The organism is Pseudomonas sp. TE3644, from assembly GCF_056278815.1.
Map to the genome: position 1 here is coordinate 2,739,728 of NZ_JBWBQF010000001.1, position 23,932 is coordinate 2,763,659.

Here is a 23,932-nt window from a genome sequence, read left to right on the forward strand (position 1 = left end):
CTTACTCGGCGCTGGCCGCCGCGCGGTCGGCGCGCCATTGCGCCAGGGTGGCGTTGGCCTGTTGCAGTTGCTGTTCCAGACGCGCTTCGCGCAGCACATGGGCCTTGGTGGCCTTGACCTGGGCTGCCTGCTCTTGGCGGAACACCTCGATCTGCGCGTCCAACGCCTGACGCGCGCCCAGGGCCTGGGCCAGTTGCAGGGTCAGGGCGTTGGCTTCATTGACCTTGTCGGCCAGCGCCTGGGCGGCGTTGTCCTGGTCCTTGCGCGCCTGACGCGCCTCCACCAGCATGCGTTCGTTGTCGCGGCTCAGGCGCATCAGCTCGTCCTGTTTGACGATCAGGCCTTGCTGCAATTGCCGCACTTCCACTTGCACTTGCTGCACCTGGCCCTCGTGACGACGTTGGTCCTGATCGCGTTGTTCCTTCACCGCCTGGCGATAATGCTCTAGGGCGTCGCGGGCATGCTGGTGCTTGTCTTCCAGGGAGCGGATCTGCTCGTCCTTCTCGGCGATGCGCACTTGCAGGTCAGTGCATTCCTGGGTGAGACGGGCGTTGCGGGTGTGCTCGGTTTGCAGCGAAGTACGGGTGGTCAGCAGTTGCTCGGATTCACTGGCCAAGGCTTCGGCCTGGATCTCGTATTGCTGTTGCAAGGCGGCGTTGGCCTTGAGGGCCTTGTCCAGGTCGGCTTCCAGTACGGCCTTTTGCAGGTCGAAGCGGGCCTGGGCCTGTTGCACGTATTCGTCGCCCTCTTCCTTCAGGCGCTCGGCCAGGCGGCCCACCAGCTCGCCCAGCTCCTGGGTCAGGTGCTCGCGCGGGGCCAGGCGGCGCTGGTCGGTCTCTTCCAGCTCCTTGAGGTAGCGGTGGATGGTGGTTTTTGAACCGGTGTTGCCCAAGGCGACCCGCACGGCGTCGATGGTGGGGTTTTCGCCCCGGGCCAACAGCCCTTCACGCGCCTTTTGTACCACTGCCTTGTTGATCCCGCCGCGCGCCATGCCTGCTCCTGTTGAGGTGTACTGCGTTACGTACTTTGTATGGGGCGGCACTATACACAAGTTGTAGCCGCTGCCGCCAGGCTGCGCTGGCCGGTGTGAACCCTGCATAACTTCAGCGTGGGTCAGGGCCAGCGCAGCCTAGCGGCAGCGGCTACGGGGTTTGGAGGCTGGGCAGGCGAAATTCGGCGCGGGCGTCCAGGTAGCGCAGGGCCGATTTGCTGTCTTTCCAGCCTACATAACTCATCAGCGACTTCTGGTCCCAGCCACTCTGGCTGGCCCAGTTGGCGAAGCCTCGACGCAGGGAGTGGCTGCTGTAGGCATCACCATCGAGCCCCGCCCCCACCAACGCTTCGCGCAATAGATGCATCACGCTGTAAGGATGCAGCGCTTTATCCGCCAGCCGCCCCCAGCGATCAATCCCGCGAAACACCGGCCCTTGGGCAATGCCCGCCGTCTCCAGCCAGTCGCAATAGGCATCCACCGGGCACAACCGCTCCAACGCCGGCGCCGAGTGGGTGGTGCCACGGCTGTCGCGATCGCCCTTGCTCCACGGCAGAAAAATACGCATCCCCTCCCCGCGCCGCGCCTGAATGAACTGCACATCCAACCGGCACAGTTCCTCACTGCGAAACGCCCGCCAGAAGCCCATCAGGATCAGCGCCTTGTCGCGCTGGCAACGCAGCAGGCGTCGACTGTCCGCCTGCACCCGCGCAGACGCGATCTCGCTGTCCAGCCAACGCACGCAACGTTCCAGCGCCATCAACTGTAACGGCTCGGCCTGTTTTTCCTGCTGGGGGTGCACGGTGCGGATACCCTTCATCACCTGCTTGACCTGCGGGCTTTTGGTGGGGTCCGGGAAGCCCTGGCTGACGTGCCACTGGGCCAGCGCCGCCAGCCGCAACCTCAGGGTGTTGAGCGACAGCTTGCCGGCGAACGCCGCCAGGTAGCGCGCGATGCCATCGCTGGTGGCCGGCAGGAAGCCGCCCCAGGTCACTTCGAAGTGCTCCACCGCCGATTGGTAACTGCGCCGGGTGTTTTCACGGGTGCCGGCGGCGATGTAGCGGTCTACGTCGGAAACCATGGGGGGCCTTGGTGATATGCAGATGCCGAACAGTATACCGTGTGTAGGAGCCGACTTTAGTCGCGATGCGGGCGCTGCGGTGCCTGGGCTGGCGCCTACAGTGTTCAGCCAGGGATACGCCGGCTGCGCCGCACCGGCCACGCCAGGCACTGGCCGCTGGGGTGCAGTACCAACATCACCCGGTTGAACAGGTGCACATCGGCATACAAGGCAAAAAAGTGGCTGATGACTTCACCAAACAGCCCGATATCTCCCGGCCCCAGGAATCCGCCTTCGTCCAAAGTGATTTCAATGTCCACCCCCCGCTCCAGATGCATCCGGTCATGCTGGTGCAGAAAGTGCTCTACCTTGAGGATCGCGGCCAACCGACGCTGATTGACCTCGCTGTCGGTCCAGTCATACAGCGCCAGCGTGCTGCGCAGCGCTTCGGCGTTGTCGAGCATGTGCAGCGTGTGCGAGCCTTGATGGCCCAGCACCTGCCAGTGGAAGCGCTCGCGATCGGGCGGGTAGCATGGCAGCGTCGGCATGCACAGGTTGCGCACCGCCAAGGTCAGCTGGCCCACCCTGACAGGCGTGTCGAGCAAAGTGGGCCTGAGCGACAGTCGCGGCAGCGTGCCGTGGCTGCCGGTCACCCGCAGCGTCAACGGCTCGGTGGGCGGCAGCCGGTCCTGTTCCAGCCCATCACCCCCCAGGACCAGTACGGTGTCGTGGCTGGCATCGGCGCAGCGTTTGAGGCGGGTGTGAAAATAGCGCTCCGGGATCTCGTCGCGCAGCATGCCGCCCTTGTGGCGAAAGCTCTTGAACGGCATGTAGGGGTAGCTTGCTTCGTCCCTGACCGCGCGCACCTCGTCCACGCTGTAGACCTGCGTAAACCCATCCTGCGGGTATAAGGCGCGCAGCGAATACTCCGACGCAAGCGGCGCCAGCACCAGGGGTTCGACCGCCAGGGGAAACAGATTGATGGCCGGCACGACGTGCAGGTGCAGGCTGGCCTGCTTCAGGCGCAGATCGGCGGGCCATGGGTGTTGGAGCTCCACTTCCAGCTCGAACCAGGCTGCATCCTCGGGGACCGTCAATCGTTCCAGACCGCACAGGGTGAGGAACAGGAATTTCTCGGGAAAGGTGAAGTATTCCAGCAGCAGCTGATACCCCTGAGCGGCGCCTTCGCCTCGAGGCCACAGGCGATCCTGTTCGCAGAACCCCCTGAGCGTGAAAAACGCATCGACCGCCTGCGGTTGCTCTACGCCCGGGTAGCGCACGCGGATGTGAGCCAGGTCCAGCGCCAGGCAGTAATGCAGCGCGTAGGCCAGTGCAGGGTCAGCCTTGAGGTAGATGGGCGAGTTGCCCAGGTCGATATCGCGCCAGGCGGCCAGCGGGCCGCGGGCAAAGCGCAGGCGCAGCAGGCCCTCGCCGTTGAAGACGAATTCCTGCTGGTGGCTCTCGAGCACCAGCGGTCGCAGCAACACGTCCTGCGTGGTGGTGAAGCGGCACTGAATATCCTGTTTGATGGGGTGCGACACCACCTCAAGACCTTTGTCGACGAGTTCGCAGCGGCTCATCTGGCTGAGGTCCGGCGTCAGTTCGACCATCGTCAATGACGGCACCCCGCGCAGGTACTGCGGCCACACCAGGCCCACCAACTCCTCGGTCAGCTCGGGGAAGTCGTCATCAAGCTTTTCGCGCACGCGCCCCATCAGCAGCGCGAAACCCTTGAACAGGCGCGCGACCTCCGGGTCGAGCTGGCCGTTGTCCAGGCCCAGGTCACGGCCCTGTTCGGGGAATTGCTGGGCGAATTCCTGGCCAGCCTCGCGCAGGTAGCGCATCTCGGCCATGAAGTATTGGCGTAGCAGGTGGTCCATGCTCAAGGTGCATATCCTTCTGTCAGTCGTCGCGAAATGACCCACCGTAGCCGCGGCTACAGGGCGGCCAGGAAGATGTGTTTAGGCAAGGTGAAGCCGCGCAGTGTCAGCAGCGCCAGGGGGCCGGCGCCCAGTTCGGTGCGCAGGTGCCAGGTCAGGGGCAGCCCGTCTGGCGCCTTTAGCACCAGGCTGAAGTGCGTGTCGCTGTCGTCCAGCGCTGTCACCTGGGTCTGTTCCAACAGACGAATCAGCCCCCAGGTGCCGGCGTAGTCGCCCAATAGCCGCTCACCGGTGTGCACGCTGGTCCAGCTCAGTTGTGCACCTGGATAGCCGGCGCGCCCCGGCCAGGTGAAACGCTGCCAACGTTCCTTCTGGTTGAAGTAGTGCAAGCGCTCACCGTTGAGCACCAAGGTGGTCTGCACCACATCGCGCACCGGCTTGGCCCGCAGCTCGAAGCCCAGGCCCATACCACCGTCGGTGTAGAGCACATCGGCCAGGTGGGCCAGTTGATTCACCGCATCGAGAAACGCCGGGTTGATGCGCAGCGCCTGGCCATTACGCGGGTCCGGCACCCAACGGTTGCCTTCCTTGCGCAGCACGCCGCCCAGTTGCTGTTGCAAAAACTGCTCGATACGCCCGGTGTCGGTTCGAATCATCTGGCCGAGCATGGGCAGCGAAGTGTCGCTGCCGGAGGCCACGAAGGGATAGCGACCGGTGAACGAGGCGTTCCAGTGATCGACGATCGCGCGCTGCCAGTGCTGGTTGAGGCGCTCAGCAGAGGGCTGCAACGCGTGTTGCCAGGACTGCTGCAGCGGCTCCACGAACAGCGTCTGGCCAAATTCGCTCCATTGGCTACCCAGGCTGGCGGCGATCAGCCGACCTTGGTCGCGGGCTTCGGCAAAGTCGGCGTTTTGGCTTTGGAACAGCGATTGCGCGTCGTGGGTGCTGTGCACCTGCTGCAGTTTCAAGCGCAGCCGGGTGACGGCAGTGAGATAACCGGGCAGGCTGAGTTGGGGGTCGGCGGATGGGCCCAGCAATGGCGTAGCTAGAATGCCCTGCGTCTCGACCGCCACGTTGCCGATAAGTGCCAGCAAGGGCGATTGATGGGCGTCGCTCATCAAGGTCAATTGAGCGATGGCGCCGGCCAGGCTGTCCGCTGGGCGCCACTGTAGGTTGTTTAGAAAGCGTTGCCAGGCGGTGCTGAAATCCCGGGTGTAGCGCTGTGTCAGGCGCGCCTTCAAGGCGTCGGGGGCCAGTCGGCCTGACGGTAGATCGCCCAGCACCCAGTCGACGGTTTCGCGACGGGTGTCGACCAGATCGTCGATGGCGCTGCGCACCTGATCTTCCCAGGCCTGACGGGTGAAGGCGCCCGGGACTGTTGTATGGCTGGAGAACAAGGCGGCAGCGTCGGTATCACCGGTCAATTGCGCAAGGTCCAGCGCGGGGTACTGGCTGCCCACCCGCTTGATGAGTTGCTGATAGAGCTGGGCCTCACTGTTGCGCTCCTTGAGCATGCCCAGCAGTGTTCGGCGTGCCTGGGTGATCAAGGTTGGGTCGGGCTCGATACGCCACTGGGGATGCGCGGGCAGGTGTCGGGCGTAGAATGACCAAAGCCCCGGTGGCGCGGGGACTGCCGTTTCCAGGGTTTGCGCCAGGAAAACAGGGTCGGCCTGTTCAGGGTTGGCCATCATCAGGTACGCCTTGAGCGCGTGGTAGGTCTGGTCGGTGCCTCGGGTTTTGAGCTGTTGGGTGAGGTGTGTTGCGGCTACATCACGCAACAGCAGGTTATTGGCCAGCTCGTAGCGAGCCCATAGTGCGTTCAGTAGGGGTTGAGTCTGGCTAACGCCAAAAAAACGCGCATGCCATGGCTCGCCCTGCGCCAGGCGATCCAGTTCAACGGTGAGCGCGGTCAGGGTCGCGATGTCACCCACCGGCAACTCGATCACCTTGCCCACTTGCGCCATCTGGTTGCGCTGGCCCACGAACGACACCACCACACCACACAACGCCACCCCGGCCAAGGCCAGCATCGCCCAGGCTGCGGCTTTCCCCGACCACCAGCCGCGCCGCCAACCGCGTACGTAACGATCGGCCAGCACATGCGCCCACGCCCCATCGAGCTGCAACAAATGCTGCATCCCTGGCACCGGCCCGTCCTGGCGCGCCAGGCTGAAATGCAGCCCGCGCAGCGGCATGGCCCGGCCAAACTGCGGCAACAGCGGCTCCAGCGCCTGACGCCAGCGTGTGATCCCACCCACGCGAAGCTCGTAACCCAGACGGAACAGGAAATCGCGGCGCATGTTGGTTCTCATCACCGCGATGCCTTGCTTGTTGAGCGGATCCACCAACCCATTAAGCTTTTCTTCTACCTCAGCCAGCGTCGCCCTCGATGACAGCAGACAACCCACCGGCGGCACGAAATCCTGGGGCTGGGACTGATAGGCGCACACCTGCCACAGGTGCAGCGGCACCTGCCACCTCAGCGCACTGGACAGGTCGCGCAGGTAGCGCGCTGCGGCGGTCATGGTTTTGGCATCGGCGCTCTGCACATCGGACAGGGCCCAGACAATGCCGTCCAGAGGTCGGCGTGCATTCATTTCCTTTAACTGTGCTTGCTCATCCGCCTGCCTGGCAACGATGCTGCCACCCCATAACAGCACGGTGCCCTGCCCCTCCAACCAGCGGTCCGCGAGCAGACCAGGGGCAATGGCATCGATCTGTTCAGGCTCGCCCACCACCAGCAGCACACGCACACGCCAGCGCCAAAAGCGGCCATAGTGCAACTGCAGGTGCTCAAGCATTTCCAAGTGCGGGACCGGCCGGGGCTCGGGCACTGCCTGCTGCCGGTAAGGCCATTCCACCAGACTGCGCAGGCCGCCTTGGTGCAGCAGCCAGATCATGATCGACACGCTGAACAGCAGGGCCCACAGCGCCACGGCCTTGAGCACGACGTCCTGTAATGCGACTTCCCCCCACGACCACCACGCCGTGGCGGCCAGGGTCACGGCCACGGCAATGGCCAGCGCCATCAACAGAGCCGTTTGCCAGGCAAACACCTTGGGCGTTTCAGTTACTTGAGTCATCGGGCTTCACCACTCCAAGGGCCAGGGTGTATTGAGGGTCGTTGGCCAGCCAGGCACAGGGTTCGCCCTGCTGCTGCGCCTGCCAAGCCGCCAGGGTTTGCGCCACCATGGCGCCGAGCATGGGCAAGGCGCCGAAATGTGCATCCTGCAGGTGTTGACGCAGGTTCCAGGGCAGGTCCGGCTGCGGGTCGGGTTGGGAGAACGACACGCAAGTGGCGGGCGGTGCGCTGAGATGGGCTTGCTGCAAGGCACGCTCGGCGACGGCGTTGAGGGGCTCGCTGTCGGCGGTGAACCATTCGCCGCGGCACAGGCGCACGCCGCCTTGAGGGGCGAGTAGCCAGAGGACGGCGGCTTCGCCGGCGGGGATGGTTGCGCCAGGCCGCGGGGGTGACGATTCGCAGCCGGCGCAGAGGATGCGGGTGTCGGGGGGCGCGGTTTGCAGATGGTCGATGAGGGTGCTTAGGGTTTCGATGCCTTGCCAGGGTTGTGGTTGTGCGGGCAGGCCGACTTGCGGAAAAATGACGGACATCTCCTTGAAAAATGCTTCCCATGCCACCGAAGAGCCCAGCCAGTAGCAGCTCAGCATGTTGGCGGCAGAGCTTTCACCTCTCTGCTGCTGCCACTGCGAGACCAGCAGTTTTGCCAGTTTTTGCTCTCGCTCGGCAGTCGTGTCGCTAGCCACAAGCGACACGCGCAGCACGCGCGTTCCGGTAGCAAGCGCCGGAACATTCCCGCTTAACAAGTCATCACGCTGACCCGGCGCGCAGCAGTGCGGCCCGATCAAGACCGACTCCAGCAGTGCGGCCTGTTGCCCGTGCCGCTGCCACCACCCAACTTGCACTCGCTGCACGGCCTCTTCGTACCACTGAGCATTGTGACGATTGAGCCGGTAATACAGCACGCGCATCAGCAGCGCCAGCAGCCACAGTGTGAACAGGCTTGTCGCCACGCGAGATGCAGGAAACTGATCAAACGCAGGTTGCCATATCACACCCGCGCTACTGAACGCTGCCAGCACGGCCACGCCGCTGGCCAGCCAACGAGAATAGGACGGGGGCTGGCGCAACGGGTACGGTAAAAACTGCGGGGCCGCGATCACGACGCCACCCACGTATCAGGCATGGAGCTCACCAACGTACAGCCGCATGCACAGGCGTGGCCATCCAATGCCACCGGCTGGTCATCCACCCACATCAAGTCGCTTCCTTCAGCAATCGTGGTAGGGCCATGGCGCTTGCAGTGAACAGCATCGCCCTGACAGGCGATAGGCAGACCGAACCATAGGTAATGACCGTCCACGACCTGGCCGCCGTACTCAAGTAACGTATCGCCTTTGCGAATCACTGGTTTCATCGGTGTACCTCGTCTATCAGGCCATAGGGGGTATTCAAGCGAGGTCATCAGTCACCTCCTGATGCTTGGCGTAGTACGTTTCCCATCGCGTGTTGATGGATTGGCGGGCCTGTGCCATGTGTTCGGCGTCGCCGACTGCCTCCACAACGCGGGTATCCCGGGCCTCGCCGTGCATCGCGACCTCGCGGCGGCTGGCTTCACCGAAAAACACCATGCGCTCGCGGAAGTAGCTGCCCAGCGGCTCGCGCCCCATCGAGTAGAGAAACCACGCGCGTGAGTCATGCACTTGATCATCAAACAGCGCCCGCAGCAGTCCTTCGGGTTGGGTTGCATTGCGGTTTTCATCCACTTCGCCGCGATAGTTTTCGTCAAGGTGACTGCGGTACTTTTCCTTGGGTGGAAACAGGATGCGGACTCTTTGCTGACCAACATCCTTCAGATGCTCGCCCTCGTGCCTTGCGTCGGCGGTAATGATGCGCAGGACAAAAGCCGGCGGAGATTTGGCGGGCACCAGGCGGGTCAATGCGGAGGCGCGGCCATGCGGATTGCGGTACGCTGCGGCGAATTCTTCAGCCGCTTCCAGAAGTTGGGTTTGCGCAATATCAGCGTCGAATTGTGGCAAGCCTGGGGGCAAGGGTCTTTTGGGGACGCGACCGGTACGTTCGGCGGCGAGTTGCGCTTCGCGCTTTTTCTTGATCAGTGCTTGTTGCTTGGCGAGCTCTTCTTTCGCGAAGCCTTGGACAACAGGGTCGGAGTGGGTGTTGCTGGCTTGTTGGTAGAAAGGGGTTTGTTTGAGGCTGGCGAAGCCGTAGCGGTCGATTCGCCAAGCGGTGATCCAGGCGAGTTGGGAGCGGATGGCTTGTTCTAGGGTTGTAGATCCCAATAATGGCTGATAGTTGGTTGAATGCTCAAGCGTGTGCATTTCTGTACCTGTCCGCAGAGATAGCGTCACTTGGCGCCATGCATTGAATCGTTTCACGACCTCGGGCGATACCTCGAACTCTACCGACGATACAGGGTCCATTATTCGCCAAGGCTCCAACTCCACGTCGGCAGGCATTTTTTCCCTTTGTATCTTTAGGGGGGCACCGTGAACGAACGCATCAGCATAAAGATCATGCAAAGCGATCTGTGATAACAGGTCGCCATCGCCTCGCCCATTTGCTTTCCCTTGATCCCCCGGTGGATAACCGCCCCCCAAATCAGAGTGTACCCCGGCGTAGATTACCTCTGCACAGTTGACGGGATATTCGCCGGTCTGTCTCCGGATAGAGTCCAAAGGAAAGCAAAGTCTCTGCTCGTGACTGGAGACCAAGTGCAGGCACCGCTTGACTAGACCGCTGTTGGGTAATTCCTGGTTGCCATCAGCCCAACTCATATGTCCTCGAGCGCCAGGTAGGACATCTGCTATACCTACCGAAGCGACGGTATCTAGAACACCCAAATACGCAACACTTAACGGAATACTAACGCTATCTATTTCTAGAGATGCGTTAACTCCCAATAGCTCATTCAGCCAGCTAACGAACGCTCTGGCTGCAGCCGCTCCACGGGAAAATCCATACACATATAGCTTAACTGCCAGTAACTTTGACTGCCCCCCAATTGGAGGTCCGAATGCAATCTCCAATAATGGCTTTAGCGATTGAAGCTGTTTGTTAAATTGAGTTTTTCGATTTTTCGATCCTGTCCATGACTCTGCTCCCATCCATGTCCCCATTGCCCTGATCGCAGCTTTAAGATCATCAGTAGTTAGCCCTTCTCCCCCAAGGGTCCGACGTAAGGCGTCGATGATCATCATCAGCCCCCAATTTATACGTTCCTCACCAAAATAGGCGCTCGCAAGGCCTCTTGTCGTATAGTCCAAGTCTCCGATTTCAGGAAAAGGAGTGCCAACCCCCGGCATATAGTATTTGAAGTATTCCCCATGCCGCACCGCCCCATCGATTAACTCTTGAGCACGAATACCTGTATGCCCCATACCCCCAACATGTCCGTCACCGATGGTTGCGCGAAATAAGCGCGCGATGTTGGTTGGGTGTGGAGGGTGGGACATGAATGCGTCGTTATAGAAATTGTTTCCCGTGCCATCGAAAAACAGGCTGACATGCAGCGTTTTACAGCAAGGTGGAGCCGTGCGATATCCTGCCTCTAAACAAAGCGCGTCGTGATAAGAATGTTCCAAATCACGTTGTCGCTTAATGTTTTCTCGAACCTCCTTGATTTTTCGAGGCAACCTACCCCACCTTGGGAACTCAGGTGGATACCAAACGCACGGAGATTTTACCTCGAACATGATTGAACCTCTTCTAGCTTCAGCGGCAGCTTAATGGGATATTCGGGACTACCGAATGAGTGGCAGCTTGTGGTAACTTTGACCTCGTCGCAGGGCAAAAAATGAACGGTGATTCCGCAAGCACCTTGGTTTGCATAGTCAGGAATCGGGACTATTTTCGAATACTTTTGTCTCTGGGCGACGACCTTGTCTCTCCATATCAGATATTGTGCCCAGTTTTCGTAGCCTGGAAACTCTCGCGCCAATTCGCTTCCAGCGCCCGCCCCAGTTTGCCAATCTACTTGCACTTGCAGCCCGGTTTTCCAGCGCTCCGGGGCAGCGTAGCAACATCCTCCCCCGCCGCTCTGGTAGGGGCCGATAACATCCACTCCCGACTGCCCATCAACGCTGAAATGATTAATAGATAAGTTAGTATGATTAACCCCTCTTATCACGCCTGCCTCCGAATTCAAAGCAACCAATACGCCTGCAATCCCAAGCTTCGTTACCAATATCAAATCTCGAAACGATTTCTTTCGCATAGAACTGCTCCTTATAACAACGGGCAACACACTCAGATACTGCCCGATGCTTCGGGCGCAGCAATCAGCTTATCAATTACCAGTATTTTTCTTCATTCCTTCAAATACTGGAACCTTCCAAGATTCAGCCCTGACATCGCTTAACCTTCGCGGGTTGCAGCGGCACCTTAACGGGGTGCTCAGGGCTGCTGTACGCATAACATGAAGTAGTCGGTACAACTTCATTGCAGGGCAAAAAATGGACAGTCACTCCACAGACCTTCTGATTGGTGTAGTCAGGTAGCGGAACCGATTTAGGATGCGTGCGTCGCTGAGCCTTTACCTTCCCCACAATCACAGTTGCCTCCGAGCCAGCACTAAATAACGCCCCCGTAAGCCCAATATTGGTAGCCAATATAAAATTCCCAATCGAAATCGGCGGCACAGCACTCACTCCTCTCATGAAAAACAAACGCACTCAGGCGCCCCTTAATTTCTTGCGAACTTGGGCAGCCAACTCCGCCCCCGTCCGGTGCCCAGCTGCCAAGCCCTCAAGCACGGCTTCGTAACACGCGTGAAATCGCTGTTCTGTCGTCCACTTGCTCGGTAAAACGCCCGCAAAGTTGCCCTGTGCAGTCATGGCGTCGCTGACGCAACTGAGCCGCTCAATCTGGTTGTCGGTGAGCTCGAATGCAGTGAAGTCGTCTGGCGGCTGCGGCAGGTCACCAGCGCCTGGTAGATGGCGGGGCTGGCCATCGCGGTCCAGCCAGCTCCAGAATTCGGCTGGCCTGAGCAGTACTTGTTGCTGATCGAGCTCAAAGACGTGGCTGAACAGCAACGCAAATACTCTCGGGTCGTAAAACCTGAACAGCCCGCCTCGCCCCCTATGGCGAGCGCCAAGGCACCGGCGCAAGTACTCGGCCAGTGCGGGGAAATGCCAGCGAGTTACCAAGAACAACAATCGCGAGCGGTCATGCAGGTCGCCGATCAAGCCGATCAGCCATTGCCGTTGCAGCGGTTGTGTCAAATCAACCCTCACTAGCACTGGCGCGAGGTGTAGGGAGCCTTCTTCCGGCAATCCGTCGAACAGCGATTGCCAAGTCAATGCGGGTACGACACTGCATACACTGGACAGCAGGGGTGTGGTGCCGGCCTGGTCGATAATGAAGTTCAAGGAGGCTGCAGGTACGTCGGCGCAGCAGTTTTCAAGCAGCTCGACCCACTCGTTTATTTGGGCCTCGGTCATGGTTGCGCCTCCCGAACGGCAAATGCCTGCCCCATGGCGCGAGCCTTCTCCTGGCACTCTTCGCAAACTGACCCAGGTAAATGCGGTAGCTGAAATACGGTGCTGGCGGGCCCGGTAAACCGGTGCTGCCCCTTGACGCTGACAAGGCCGGGGCTGTGAATTTCTATATCGCCTGCCGCCGTGATCCGGATGTAACCTCCCCCACACCCCAACGTAATCCCCTGCTTCGCCGTCAGTTGCAGGTGCCCTTCCACCGTCTGCACCGTTACATCCTGCTGCGCGATCAGGCTCATCCCCTGCGCATGCGACTCGATTTCCAGCGGTCCATCGCCCGATACCAGGCGCATCCCCTCCTGGCGCGCCAACAGCGAAACCCCCTCCTCCGCCTGCACGGCCAGGCGCGCCCCGGCTGCCAGGTTGATTTCGTCATCACTCTGCACATACAACCCGTCGCCACTTTTAAGCAGCAGGCTGGCCGGGGTCACGGCGGCGATTCCTTTCGGCGCGCTCAGCAGAATCGCCGGGGCCTGCAGGTTTTTCGCGTCGCCTTGCAGGGCGCTCAAACCTTCGGTCGCCAAGGGGCGGCTGTTGTGGCTGCGGGCGATGTCCTGGCACTGCTTCATCCCAGCCAGTGCTTTGTCCAGCAAGCTGATCGCAGGCCCCATGGTCAGCACATCGCCCGCGCCTTTGGCCTGGGCATCAGCACTGATAAACAGCCCCTTGCCCCCACGAATCGCCCCCCAATGATCGCTGCGCAGCTCAAAGCCCTCCCCACGCTTGCGCCGCTCGGCGTCTACCACGTGCCCCAGGTTGAGCTGGCTCTTGCCGGCAAAGTCGGTGCTGAGCTTGATGTGTTCCTGGCCACGGGTGTCATCCATGCGCAGCTTGTTGTTGGCCGGGGTGCGAAGCACGTTGCGCAAGTAGTTGCGCTTGGTTACCAGGTCCGGGCGGTGGCTGTCGTGCAGGGCGTGGGCGATGTAGGGGCGGTCCGGGTCGCCCTGCTCGAAGGCGATCGCCACTTCGGTGCCGGGGATCAGCGGCAGGTGCAGGCCGTGGGTGTTGCCCGCGTAGGGTCGGGCCAGGCGTAGCCACAGGCTTTCTTCGCCGGGTTTCCAGGTGTCGCGGTCGAACAGGAAGCTGACTTTGTAGCGGCCTTGCATGTCCAGGTGGCTATAAGGGTCGTTGGCGGTATGGCTGGTGATGCGCGCCGGCAGGGTGCCGGCCATGACCGGTTTGGGCAGTGCGGGCGGCCGGTAGTAGATGTCCTGGTGGTAAGGGATGGCGCTGAAGTGGGCGATGAAGCTGCTGTCGCGGGCGGCACGGGTGGTCAGTTGGGTGATGATGATGCGCGGCTGGAAGGCCTGCGGGGCGTCGCCGGTGATGGTCAGCACCTGGCGCGGCGCAAGCGTGGGGCTGGTGGTGGTGCCGCTCAGGTGGGTCTGCTGGTTGAGGTAGCGCTCGTGGTGCAGGCGGGCGTAGAAGACGGCGCTTTCAGGTTGTACGTCTTTATAAAAGGCGTAGCGGTCGCCCGTCTGGCTGTAGTCGTCGCCGTAGTGATAGGCCTCGCCGCGGGTGGTGGTGTTGCCGCGGGTCTGGTCGATGTCGGCGTCCAGTTGAGCCCACACATCCTCGTAGCGATAGGTGCGCACGTTGACCTGTTTTTCTACCACCTGGTGCTGGGTCTGCAGGTTCCAGACACTGTCCTGTTCGCCCACGTTCAGGCCGGAATACGGGTGGTACGGCAACTCCACGCCATAGTGCAGGCCCTTGCGCATGTCGCTGAACTGGACCACGGCCAGCTCGGCGCTCTCGTGGTTGACGAAGCAGTACCAGATGCCGACTTCGGCCAGCAGCCGCTGGATGAAGGCCAGGTCGCTTTCGTCGTACTGCATCACCTGTTCGCGCACGGGGTACTGGCGCACCAGGTGCCAGCGCAGGTCGTACTGGGCGAAACGGTGGCGCTCGCACAGGATGCTCTCCACGATCTGCGGCACCGACTGGCGCTGGTAGATGCGAAATTGCTTGCCCCGATCGGCCAGGGCCAGGCGCGGTTGCAGGGTGACCTGGTAGCGGGCTTCGTCCCTGGAGGCGGACAGCCGCCGAAGGCCGGTGATCACGCCGTAGACGATGCGCAGGGGTTCGGGCGGCGGTACCTGGGCGCCTCGGTAGGCAGGTTTTTCCGGCAGCGGGTACAAGCTGAAACTGGCCGAATGGCCAAGGACCTGCTCGGCAGCGATGTCCTGGCTGGGGCTGGTGAATTCGATGCGGTAGGTGAAGCACTGGCTCAGTTGCTCATCGCTTTCGAATGCGAGGACATCGAGGGGCTCGTCGAAGCGGCGGATACTAAGCCGGTGGCGGCTGTGGTCGAATAAAACCGGCAGGCTGGAAAGGTTTGAAGCCATGGTATGCCCCTGTCAGATCCGGATAACGGATGAAAGAGGGAATCTTATGTAACTCACTTGGCAGGTTCTATCGGACGGTTCTGAGCAATGGCAGGAAAATTCCGAACAAGTTGTGGAAATTTCCAGGATAGGAAATTTCCTACTCAATAACGGCAGCTACGCAAGCGCTATATAGTTTTGTATATTACAAAAGCAATTCCCGCCAGGGGATGAAGCACAACAAGGATTGACCGATGTACATCATGCCGTTCGACCCACGGCTCGACGCCACGCCCCCGCTTGCCGTGCCCGACGTGATCCTCGAAGCCGCCTGCCAAGTGTTTGCCTGCGAAGGCTTCGCCGCCGCCACGCTCAGCGGCATCGCCCGCCAGGCCGGGCTGCCCAAGCCCAACGTGCTGTATTACTTCAAGTCCAAGCACAACCTGTACGCCCAGGTGCTGGAGAGCATCGCCACGCCCTATATGGACGCCTGCCTGTCGCTGCGAGTGGATGACGAACCCCTGGAAGCGCTGACCCGCACGGTGACGGCCATGGTGCGCCTGTTCGAGCGCCAGCCGTTTGCCGCCAAGGTGTTTATGGTTGAGCTGAAGGAAGGTGCGAGTCGCTTGCCGCCGGCCTACGCCGAGCGGTGGGCGGCGCGGGTACGGGACAACGTCGGTTGCCTGAGGCACTGGATCGACCAAGGGCTGTTGGCACCCATGGATCCGCAACATGTGCTGCTGTCGACCTGGGCGGTGGCGCAGTCGTGCATCAGCCTGGGCTGGCAGGTGCCTGGGCTGCAGGGGCGCGAGCAATTGCAGGCCATCGATTATGCAGCGGCCGCGCAGACGGCTACGCAGCTGTTATTGCAAGGCCTTGCGCCGCAGCCCAGCGCGCGGTTGAAGCGCGCCTAGATTCCCCCCAGGGGCAGCTTTGCCTGCCCTGCCCCCCCCCCCTGTCTACCTGCGTTTCGTACCTGTTTTCGGGGGAATTTTCGTGGATGAACGCCATGACATTTGATAATCCTCCATTATCAAATTCTTATTTTCGAGATTACGACCATAAAATACGTCGTTATTTGGTATGTAATTACAGGATATGTAATACAGTACGAAATCGACACGCACCCAAGACGAACACACGAAGGCTACCTACGCCGATCCCCCAGGCCATGGCACGTTGCAATAAATGTGGGACCGAGCGGAGCTCGGGAAGCGCCGCGCGGGCGGCGCGCGATCTCAAGAGCGCTAAAGAGGTGTCGGCTAGTGACTGGTGGCCATGACGCTATCGCGTAGCCGCTGCCGCCAGGCTGCGCTGGCCTGCGTGAATACTGGAGATTTGGGGTGAGGCTGAGGGCCAGCGCAGCCTGGCGGCAGCGGCTACGGGAGCAGGGGAAGTCAGAGAGGATTTACAAGGGATCGCAGGGGTGCTGAGAGGCGCATGTCGGAATGGCGGCGGCGCTCTGGAGATCGAGCGCCGCCCGCGCGGCGCTTCCCGGGCAGAGCCCGGTCCCACATTTGTTGCAACGTACCATGGCCTGCTGGATCGGTGTGGATCTACACCAACGTATCCCACAACAACTTCAAATTAAGCCCCACAATCACCGCCGACACCAACCACGCCAGCCCTTTGGTCACCGGCCCGATCGCCAGCTCCCCCATGCGCTCACGGTTGGAGACGAACATCACCAGCGGGATCACCGCAAACGGCAGCTGCATCGACAGCACCACCTGACTGAACACCAGCAAGTGCGCGGTGCCCTGCTCACCGTAGAGCGCGGTGGCGATGACCACCGGGACGATGGCAATACCCCGCGTCAGCAGGCGACGAGCCCAGTCAGGGATGCGCAGGTTGAGGAAGCCTTCCATCACGATTTGCCCGGCCAGGGTGGCAGTAACCGTGGAGTTGATGCCCGACGCCAGCAGTGCCACCCCCAGCAGCGCTGACGCAATCCCCACCCCCAGCAGTGGCGACAGCAGCGCGTAAGCCTGCTCGATCTCGACCACGTCGGTGTGGCCATTGCTGTGAAACACCGCTGAGGCGGTGATCAGGATGGCAGCATTGACGAACAGCGCCAGCGTCAGCGCGATGGTGCTGTCGGTGACGGCCCAACGCAGGCCGCTGCGGCGACCCTCCGGCGTGCGCGGGTAGGCGCGGGTCTGCACGATGGATGAATGCAGATAGAGGTTATGGGGCATCACCGTAGCGCCGATGATGCCGATGGCGATGTACAGCATCGCCGGGTTGGTGACCACGCTGGCCTGCGGAATAAAGCCCTGGAACACCGCATGCCACTGCGGCTGGGCCAGCACCAGTTGCGCGGCGAAGCAGGCGAAGATCAAGGTCAGCAGCGCGATGACGAAAGCTTCCAGCACGCGGAAGCCGCGGTTCATCAGCAGCAGAATCAGGAATACATCCAGCGCGCAGAGGATGGCGCCCCATAGCATGGGGATGCCAAACAGCAGCTTGAGGGCGATGGCGGTGCCGATCACTTCCGCCAGGTCGCAGGCAATGATCGCCGCCTCGCAGGCCAGCCACAGCACGATGCAGACCGGCTTGGGGTAGTTTTCCCGGCACGCCTGGGCCAAGTCCAGGCCGGTGGCGATGCCCAACCGCGCCGCCAGTGCCTGCAGCAGTACGGCCATCAGGTTCGACAGCAGGATCACTGACAGCAGCGTGTAGCCAAATTGCGAACCGCCGGCGATGTCGGTCGCCCAGTTGCCAGGGTCCATATAGCCCACGGCTACCATGTAGCCGGGACCTGCGAACGCCAGCAGGCGGCGCAGCCAGTGGCCATTCGCAGGCACGGCAACACTGCCGTTCATCGCCCCCAGACTGGGGCGGGCGGCAAGGGGGATGGACCGTCGGCGGCGAGCCGCGTAGTCGGCCTGGTGATTGTCAGTATTCAAGGTAGCGCTTCGCTGTACTGAATCGAAAAAAGCCGGCGAAACAAAGCGCCTGTAACCTGAACGTAGCGGCTTTGCGGAAATTTACTCGCCCCATAAGATATTTCCGACCACGGGAGCGGAAGAAGGTCGATTGCAACGGATCAGCGGTATCGCCACTGGGCGCCCGCGCCTCGCTGGGATACCCTTGCCGCCTTCCCCTGGATGGCACCCGGAGCCGCAGTGACTGATCTACCGCAACGCCCGACCTTGACCGCCTCGACCCTGCTGGGCATCGCCCAGATCATCGCCTGGGGCGGCTCCTTTTACCTGATTGCCGTGCTGGCCGCGCCGGTGGTCGCCGACACGGGCTGGAGCCAGGCCTGGGTGTACGGTGCGCTGTCGCTGGCGATACTGATTTCCGGCCTGCTGGCCCCCGCCGTTGGCCGTCTGGTGGCGCGCCTGGGCGGACGCCGGGTACTGGTGAGCAGTGCGCCGATTCTGGCCGCCGGCCTGGCGCTGTTGGCGGTTGCCCCCAATCTGGGCTGTTTTCTGCTGGCCTGGGTGGTGATCGGCATTGGCATGGCGGCGGGCTTGTATGACCCGCTATTCGCCACTCTGGGACAATATTTCGGCAGCAACGCTCGCGGTGCCATCACGCAAGTGACCTTGGTATCGGGGTTCTGCACGTCGATTACCTGGCCACTGGTGGCCGCCCTGGTGGCGCATCTGGGCTGGCGTGGCGCCTGCCTGGCCTACAGCGTCATGCTGCTTGTGGTGGTGCTGCCAGTGTACCTGCGCACGTTGCCGGCATTGCCACACCTGAAAAGCACCGGTGCCCACGCACCCGCGGCCAACGGCGCCGAGCCTGATCGTCGAGTGTTCATGCTGCTGACTGCCAGCTTTACGCTGGCTGCAGTGATCTTTACCGCCATATCAGTGCAGTTGATCAGCCTGTTGCAGGCGCTGGGCTTCAGTTTGCCGGCGGCGCTGGGCGTGGCGGCGCTGATCGGGCCTAGCCAGGTCGGCGTGCGGGTGTTGCAAGTGGTGCTGGGGCGCAATGCGCATCCTATCTGGAGCACCCTGGCATCGGTGCTGCTGGTGGCGGTCGGATTGGCCGGGTTGCTGTTTGCCACCCAATGGGCGGTGGTGGCCATCGTGGTGTATGGCCTGGGCAGCGGGATTCGTTCGATTGTGCGTGGCACCCTGCCCTTGGCGCTGTTCGGGCCGGGGACGTATGCGGTGGTGCTGGGGCGCATTGCGCGGCCGGTGTTGATTGCACAGGCGTTGACGCCGTTGCTGGGTGGGTATCTGCAGGCGCATCTGGGGGCAACGGCAACGTTGGCAGCGCTGGGGATTTTAGCGCTGGTGAACGTGGCGACGGTCGTGCTGCTGCAACGCAGCGTGACCACGAAAGCAACCGCCGCGTAGCCGCTGCCGCCAGGCTGCGCTGGCCGGCGTGAACCCTGAAGATTTATAGCGAGGCAGAAGGCCAGCGCAGCCTGGCGGCAGCGGCTACGCAGGCCCTGGGCTTACGGCTGCAGCTTCAACCCATCACGAATCGCCTGCACCTGCGCCTCGTTATCGCTGTAACCCTGGGCCGAACCGGCATAAGACAGCGAATACGCCGCCCCCGGCGTGCTGCCCGCCACCAGCGTCTGGGTCATCACATGCCCGCCATTGAGGCTGATCTTGCAGGTGGTCTCCACCGCCGCGATATCGCCCAGTTTGGTGTCGCGCACCTTGGTGCACACGCTCTGATAGCCCCCGTGGCTGAAGTTGATCTGCAAGGCCTTGCGCATTTCCAGCACCACGCCACCCAGATTCACCTGATGGTCGGGCGCCAAGGCCGTGCGGGTTAGTTCCACTACCATCTGCGGGTCGCCGTTGTCGTCGTTTTTCGCCGCGCGCTGGCGGTGTACGGCGGGGTCGGTGGCGTCGGGCAAAGTTTCCACGGCCCAGCCCGCCGGCCAGGTGATGACCACGTCATCGGCCAGGGCCAGCGGCGCTGCCAGTAACAGGCCAAACGCGAACAGGGTGCAGCCACGGTGCAAAACATTCATGAAAAGCGCGGGTTCCGGTAACAATGAAGGCGGTTGCCAAGTGGCGAGGTTGACCCAACTTTGACTTCAAGTAAAACATTTCACCCGCCTGCTACCCTGAGATCGTGTTTAATTGCGCCACTTTTTCTGCCAGAGGTTCTTTCCATGACTGCCCTGCCCCTGAAAAAACTGTTCGCCGCCTCCACCCTGCTGCTCAGCTGCCTGGTGTCGCCGCTGGTGTTCGCCCACGCGCACCTGGTCAGCGCCACCCCGGCTGCCGATGCCACCGTCAGCGCGCCGGCCGAGCTGAGCCTGGTGTTTACCGAAGGCGTTGAACAAAGTTTTACCAAGGTTGAACTCACCCGTGGCGGCGAAGCCGTGCTGATCAAGAGCATCGCCACCCAGGGCACCGACAAGAAAACCCTGATCGTCACCCCCGCCGCGCCGCTGACCCCAGGCGACTACTCGGTCAAATGGCATGCCGTGTCGGTCGACACCCACAACAGCGACGGCAGCTACCAGTTCAAGGTGGCCCAGTAACCTCATGAGCGCTTTGGTGGTAGTTCGTTTTCTGCATTTCTGCGTGGTGCTGCTGGTGTTCGGCAGCCTGGTATTCCGCCCCTTGTTGCTCGGTGACGCCCGCCAGCAGGCGCGCATGCGCCTGTGGCTGGACCCGTTCCTGTGCCTGTTGGCCGGCATCGGCCTGATCACGGCCATCGCCTGGCTGATGGTGACGGCGGCCGACATGACCGGCAATTGGCAGGCCGCGCTCAATGGCGACACGGTGATGAAGGTGCTGACCCAGACTTTCTTCGGCAAGGCGTGGTTCGTGCACCTGTTCGCCAGCTTGATCCTGTTGCTGTGCCTGCGTATCCCGGCGCGCCTGCCCAATCGCCTGCTGCTGGGCATCAGCACCGTGCAGTTGGCGACGTTGGCGCCCGTGGGGCATGCCGCCATGCTCAGCGGCATCCCGGGGTTGCTGCTGATGCTCAACCAGCTGATTCACCTGCTGTGCGTGGCCGGCTGGATGGGCGCGCTGTTGTTGCTGATGTTCATCCAGGCGCGGCCAAATGGGCATGACGTGCGTGGCACGCTCACTCGGTTCAGCCGCTACGGCCTGGTACTGGTGGCGGGCATCATCGTCACTGGCCTGATCAATGTGCGGGTATTGACCGGCAGCCTGTGGCCCACGCCGATGACTTCGGGCTTTGCCCTGGTGCTGGCGGTCAAGGCGTCCTTGGTGGCGTGCATGCTGGCGTTGGCGCTGTTCAACCGGGCGGCGCTGGCCAACCAGCGTATTGCCTTGGACAAGTTGCGCCAGACGGTGCTGCTGGAGTGGCTGTGCGGCATGGCGGCGATTGCGGCCGTGTCGCTGCTGGGTACCCTCAGCCCGGTGCCATTAGTGTGATGTAGCCGCTGCCGCCAGGCTGCGCTGACCCTTGTCAACGCTGAGAATTTTCAGTGAGGCACAGGGCCAGCGCAGCCTTCGGCAGCGGCTACAGGGTTACGCGCGGGCGGGGGTGGCAACGGGCTGACTCATCACGCACAACCCGTAGTACAACACCCCACCCAACGCCGACCCGGTAAACCATCCGTAATCATAGAACCAGCTGAACACCGGGCTGCCCAGCGACATCAGGGTCAGCACCACCGGTACCCCCAACGCGACAAAGCCACGCCAGTGCCAGGCCGGGTACACGTCGTCCCGGTACAGGCCCGCCAGATCCAGTTGCTGCTTCCTGATCAGAAAATAGTCCACCACCATGATCCCGGCAATCGGCCCCAGCAGGCTGGAATACCCCAGTAGCCAGTTGGAATACACCGTCTCCAGGCTGACATCCGACACGATCAGCCCCAGCTTTTTCAGCAACTCATGCCCCATCAGCAGCAGCCCCACCACCCCGGTCAGCAACACCGCGCGGGTACGGCCGATCAGCTTGGGCGCCAGGTTCTGGAAGTCGTTGGTGGGCGAGACGATATTGGCCGCGGTGTTGGTGGACAAGGTGGCGACAATGATCAGCGCCATGGCGAGGGCCACCCAGCCGGGGCTTTTGATATGGCCGATCAGGCTGACCGGGTCCGACACCATCTCGCCCACCAAGGACACGGAAGCCGCCGTCATCACCACCCCCAGCGCCGCGAACAGGAACATGGTCAGCGGCAACCCCAGCACCTGACCGACGATCTGCGCCCGCTGGCTTTTGGCGTAGCGGCTGAAGTCGGGAATGTTCAGCGACAGGGTCGCCCAGAAACCCACCATGGCGGTCAGGCCGGCGCAGAAGTAACTGGTGACGCTGGCCCCCTCAGGGCGCTTGGGCGGCTGGGCCAGCAGTTCGGTGATGGAGATGTTGGGCAACGCCCACGCCAACAGGCCTGCGCCCACCAGCAACAGCAACGGTGCCGACAGGGTTTCCAGCCACTTGATGGACTCGGCGCCGCGGATCACTACCCACAGGTTCAGGGCCCAGAACAGCATGAAACCGATCACCTCACCCACTCCGCCCAAGGCCTTCCAGCCCTCGAACAGCGAGCCCAGGAACAGGTGAATCGCCAGCCCGCCAAACAGCGTCTGGATGCCGAACCAGCCGCAGGCCACCAGGGCGCGAATCAGGCACGGCACGTTGGAGCCGATGACGCCGAAGGATGAACGCAGCAGCACCGGGAACGGAATGCCGTATTTCGTGCCGGCGAAGGCATTCAGCGTCAGCGGGACCAGCACAATGATGTTGGCCAACAGAATCGCCAGCAGCGCTTCACCCACGCTGAGGCCGAAATAGGCCGTCAACACGCCGCCCAGGGTGTAAGTCGGCACGCAGATCGACATGCCCACCCACAGCGCCGTGATGTGCCATTGGTTCCAGGTGCGCTCGTGCACACGGGTGGGCGCGATGTCGGGGTTGTAGCGTGGGCTGTCCAGCACGTCGGTGCCTTCGTGCAGCTCGTACAGGCCGTCGCGTTCGACGACCGTGGAAACGGTGGGGTGCATGGGCGCGTCCTTATCGGTGTTGTGGCGTCATGGCCTATCAATAAGCGTGCCGCGCAGCGCAAGCCATTGAAGTGCAACCCCTCGGCCAATGCTGTCCGTTCGATCAGGACTCGTCGTGGTGCGTGGCGGCGGCTGAATGCACGGATTCGTGCCGGCCAGGCAAATATCAAATGCCGCCGTCGATCTTTTTCCCACGGCCGACGCCGCCGATACTGCCCGCCAGATTGATTCCCCCTACAGGAGCACCCCATGAGTATCCCCGCCTTCGGCCTCGGCACGTTCCGCCTCAAGGACCAGGTTGTCATCGACGTGGTGCGCAACGCGCTGGAGCTCGGCTACCGGGCCATCGACACCGCGCAGATCTACGGCAACGAAGCCGAGATCGGCCAGGCCATCGCCGACAGCGGCGTGCCACGCAGCGAATTGTTCATCACCACCAAGATCTGGGTCGATAATTTCGCTGCCGACAAGCTGATCCCCAGCCTGCGCGACAGCCTGGCCAAACTGCGCACCGACCACGTCGACCTGACCCTGATCCACTGGCCGTCGCCCAATGGCGCGGTGGCCGTCAGCGAGTTCATGACCGCCCTGGCCGAAGCCAAGGCCCTGGGCCTGACACGGCAGATTGGCGTGTCGAACTTCACCATCGACCTGATGCAGCAGGCCATTGCGGTGGTGGGCGCCGATCAGATCGCCACCAACCAGATTGAACTGCATCCCTACCTGCAGAACCGCCGGGTGGCGGAATTCGCCAAGCGCCAGGGCATCCCGATCACTTCGTACATGACCCTGGCCTACGGCAAGGTGATTGACGACCCGGTAATCGTCCGCATTGCCGAGCGCCATCAGGCGACCACGGCCCAAGTGGTGCTGGCGTGGGCGATGCAGCTGGGCCACGCGGTGATCCCCTCCTCGACCCGCCGCGAGAACCTGGCCAGCAACCTCAAGGCCCTGGACCTGCGCCTGAGCGCCGCCGACATGGCCGAACTGGCAGCGCTGGAGCGTGGCGAGCGCCTGACCAGCCCGGCAAGCATTGCGCCTGCCTGGGATTGACTACTCCTCCTGCAGCGACACCGTCCTGTGGGAGCAAAGCTTGCTCGCGATGGCATCGACGCCGTCATCCAGAAAAACCGCGTCGTCTGCATCGCGAGCAAGCTTTGCTCCCACAGTGTGTACCTCTACAAGGCAGTTGCTGCTACCAGAGCGTGATACGCTCCTTGGCATTATCC

The 23,932-nt window shown here is 62.1% G+C and carries 19 protein-coding genes; 5 read left to right on the top strand and 14 right to left on the bottom strand.

The genetic code is table 11. The features are described from left to right. Nucleotide 1: 1 nt before the first annotated feature. The 11 genes from ACZ9GA_RS12110 to ACZ9GA_RS12160 all read right to left on the bottom strand — a co-directional run bounded on the left by ACZ9GA_RS12110 (nucleotide 2) and on the right by ACZ9GA_RS12160 (nucleotide 14,811). Complete coding sequence (locus ACZ9GA_RS12110) at nucleotides 2-991, bottom strand: DNA-binding protein (RefSeq protein WP_457362445.1); 990 nt, start codon at nucleotides 989-991, stop codon at nucleotides 2-4. A gap of 151 nt (nucleotides 992-1,142) precedes the next feature. Next, on the bottom strand, nucleotides 1,143-2,072 hold the full coding sequence (locus ACZ9GA_RS12115; RefSeq protein WP_457362444.1) for a site-specific integrase: 930 nt from the start codon (nucleotides 2,070-2,072) through the stop codon (nucleotides 1,143-1,145). Between the two features lie 104 nt (nucleotides 2,073-2,176). After that, nucleotides 2,177-3,937 carry a type VI secretion system baseplate subunit TssF gene (gene tssF / locus ACZ9GA_RS12120; RefSeq protein ID WP_457362443.1) on the bottom strand — a complete coding sequence of 587 codons (1,761 nt, stop codon included), beginning with the start codon at nucleotides 3,935-3,937 and terminating at the stop codon, nucleotides 2,177-2,179. A gap of 50 nt (nucleotides 3,938-3,987) precedes the next feature. After that, complete coding sequence (locus ACZ9GA_RS12125) at nucleotides 3,988-7,014, bottom strand: ImcF-related family protein (protein WP_457362442.1); 3,027 nt, start codon at nucleotides 7,012-7,014, stop codon at nucleotides 3,988-3,990. Continuing rightward, nucleotides 6,998-8,113, bottom strand: coding sequence for a hypothetical protein (locus tag ACZ9GA_RS12130; protein ID WP_457362441.1), 1,116 nt, complete (start codon nucleotides 8,111-8,113; stop codon nucleotides 6,998-7,000). The genes ACZ9GA_RS12125 and ACZ9GA_RS12130 overlap by 17 nt, the downstream gene beginning before the upstream one ends. Further along, a complete protein-coding gene (locus ACZ9GA_RS12135) occupies nucleotides 8,110-8,415 on the bottom strand; it encodes a PAAR domain-containing protein (RefSeq protein WP_457362440.1) in 306 nt (101 codons plus the stop codon). Before ACZ9GA_RS12135 ends, ACZ9GA_RS12130 begins: the two co-directional genes overlap by 4 nt. Further along, on the bottom strand, nucleotides 8,402-10,603 hold the full coding sequence (locus tag ACZ9GA_RS12140; RefSeq protein ID WP_457362439.1) for a T6SS phospholipase effector Tle1-like catalytic domain-containing protein: 2,202 nt from the start codon (nucleotides 10,601-10,603) through the stop codon (nucleotides 8,402-8,404). Before ACZ9GA_RS12140 ends, ACZ9GA_RS12135 begins: the two co-directional genes overlap by 14 nt. A 47-nt stretch (nucleotides 10,604-10,650) precedes the next feature. Further along, entirely contained in the window at nucleotides 10,651-11,184 is a 534-nt protein-coding gene (locus tag ACZ9GA_RS12145; protein ID WP_457362438.1) for a DUF3304 domain-containing protein, read from the bottom strand. 124 nt (nucleotides 11,185-11,308) lie between these two features. Next, nucleotides 11,309-11,626: a DUF3304 domain-containing protein gene (locus tag ACZ9GA_RS12150; RefSeq protein WP_457363751.1), complete on the bottom strand. Its 318-nt coding sequence runs from the start codon at nucleotides 11,624-11,626 to the stop codon at nucleotides 11,309-11,311. Nucleotides 11,627-11,641: 15 nt separating this feature from the next. Next, nucleotides 11,642-12,409 carry a DUF4123 domain-containing protein gene (locus ACZ9GA_RS12155; RefSeq protein ID WP_457362437.1) on the bottom strand — a complete coding sequence of 256 codons (768 nt, stop codon included), beginning with the start codon at nucleotides 12,407-12,409 and terminating at the stop codon, nucleotides 11,642-11,644. Further along, the gene (locus ACZ9GA_RS12160) at nucleotides 12,406-14,811 is read right to left on the bottom strand and encodes a type VI secretion system Vgr family protein (RefSeq protein WP_457362436.1); all 2,406 of its coding nucleotides are present in this window, start codon (nucleotides 14,809-14,811) and stop codon (nucleotides 12,406-12,408) included. Before ACZ9GA_RS12160 ends, ACZ9GA_RS12155 begins: the two co-directional genes overlap by 4 nt. A 233-nt stretch (nucleotides 14,812-15,044) precedes the next feature. On the opposite strand from ACZ9GA_RS12160, the gene ACZ9GA_RS12165 reads away from it, so the two are divergent. Continuing rightward, complete coding sequence (locus ACZ9GA_RS12165) at nucleotides 15,045-15,704, top strand: TetR/AcrR family transcriptional regulator (RefSeq protein ID WP_457362435.1); 660 nt, start codon at nucleotides 15,045-15,047, stop codon at nucleotides 15,702-15,704. Nucleotides 15,705-16,346: 642 nt separating this feature from the next. Here ACZ9GA_RS12165 and ACZ9GA_RS12170 read toward each other — a convergent pair. Next, nucleotides 16,347-17,648 (bottom strand): Nramp family divalent metal transporter, encoded by a 1,302-nt coding sequence (locus ACZ9GA_RS12170; RefSeq protein ID WP_457363750.1) that lies wholly within the window; start codon nucleotides 17,646-17,648, stop codon nucleotides 16,347-16,349. Between the two features lie 321 nt (nucleotides 17,649-17,969). Between ACZ9GA_RS12170 and ACZ9GA_RS12175 the strand changes: the two genes are divergently transcribed. Next, the gene (locus tag ACZ9GA_RS12175) at nucleotides 17,970-19,106 is read left to right on the top strand and encodes an MFS transporter (RefSeq protein ID WP_457363749.1); all 1,137 of its coding nucleotides are present in this window, start codon (nucleotides 17,970-17,972) and stop codon (nucleotides 19,104-19,106) included. Between the two features lie 101 nt (nucleotides 19,107-19,207). Here ACZ9GA_RS12175 and ACZ9GA_RS12180 read toward each other — a convergent pair whose 3' ends face one another. Then, on the bottom strand, nucleotides 19,208-19,738 hold the full coding sequence (locus tag ACZ9GA_RS12180; RefSeq protein WP_457362434.1) for a DUF4946 domain-containing protein: 531 nt from the start codon (nucleotides 19,736-19,738) through the stop codon (nucleotides 19,208-19,210). Nucleotides 19,739-19,891: 153 nt separating this feature from the next. On the opposite strand from ACZ9GA_RS12180, the gene copC reads away from it, so the two are divergent. Then, nucleotides 19,892-20,257, top strand: a complete 366-nt coding sequence (gene copC, locus ACZ9GA_RS12185; RefSeq protein ID WP_457363748.1) for a copper homeostasis periplasmic binding protein CopC — start codon at nucleotides 19,892-19,894, stop codon at nucleotides 20,255-20,257. A gap of 4 nt (nucleotides 20,258-20,261) precedes the next feature. Next, nucleotides 20,262-21,125, top strand: coding sequence for a copper homeostasis membrane protein CopD (gene copD / locus ACZ9GA_RS12190; RefSeq protein ID WP_457362433.1), 864 nt, complete (start codon nucleotides 20,262-20,264; stop codon nucleotides 21,123-21,125). Nucleotides 21,126-21,221: 96 nt separating this feature from the next. Here copD and ACZ9GA_RS12195 read toward each other — a convergent pair whose 3' ends face one another. Next, nucleotides 21,222-22,703: an NCS1 family nucleobase:cation symporter-1 gene (locus ACZ9GA_RS12195; protein WP_457362432.1), complete on the bottom strand. Its 1,482-nt coding sequence runs from the start codon at nucleotides 22,701-22,703 to the stop codon at nucleotides 21,222-21,224. 249 nt (nucleotides 22,704-22,952) lie between these two features. Between ACZ9GA_RS12195 and dkgB the strand changes: the two genes are divergently transcribed. After that, a complete protein-coding gene (gene dkgB / locus ACZ9GA_RS12200) occupies nucleotides 22,953-23,756 on the top strand; it encodes a 2,5-didehydrogluconate reductase DkgB (protein WP_457362431.1) in 804 nt (267 codons plus the stop codon). Nucleotides 23,757-23,932: the final 176 nt, after the last annotated feature.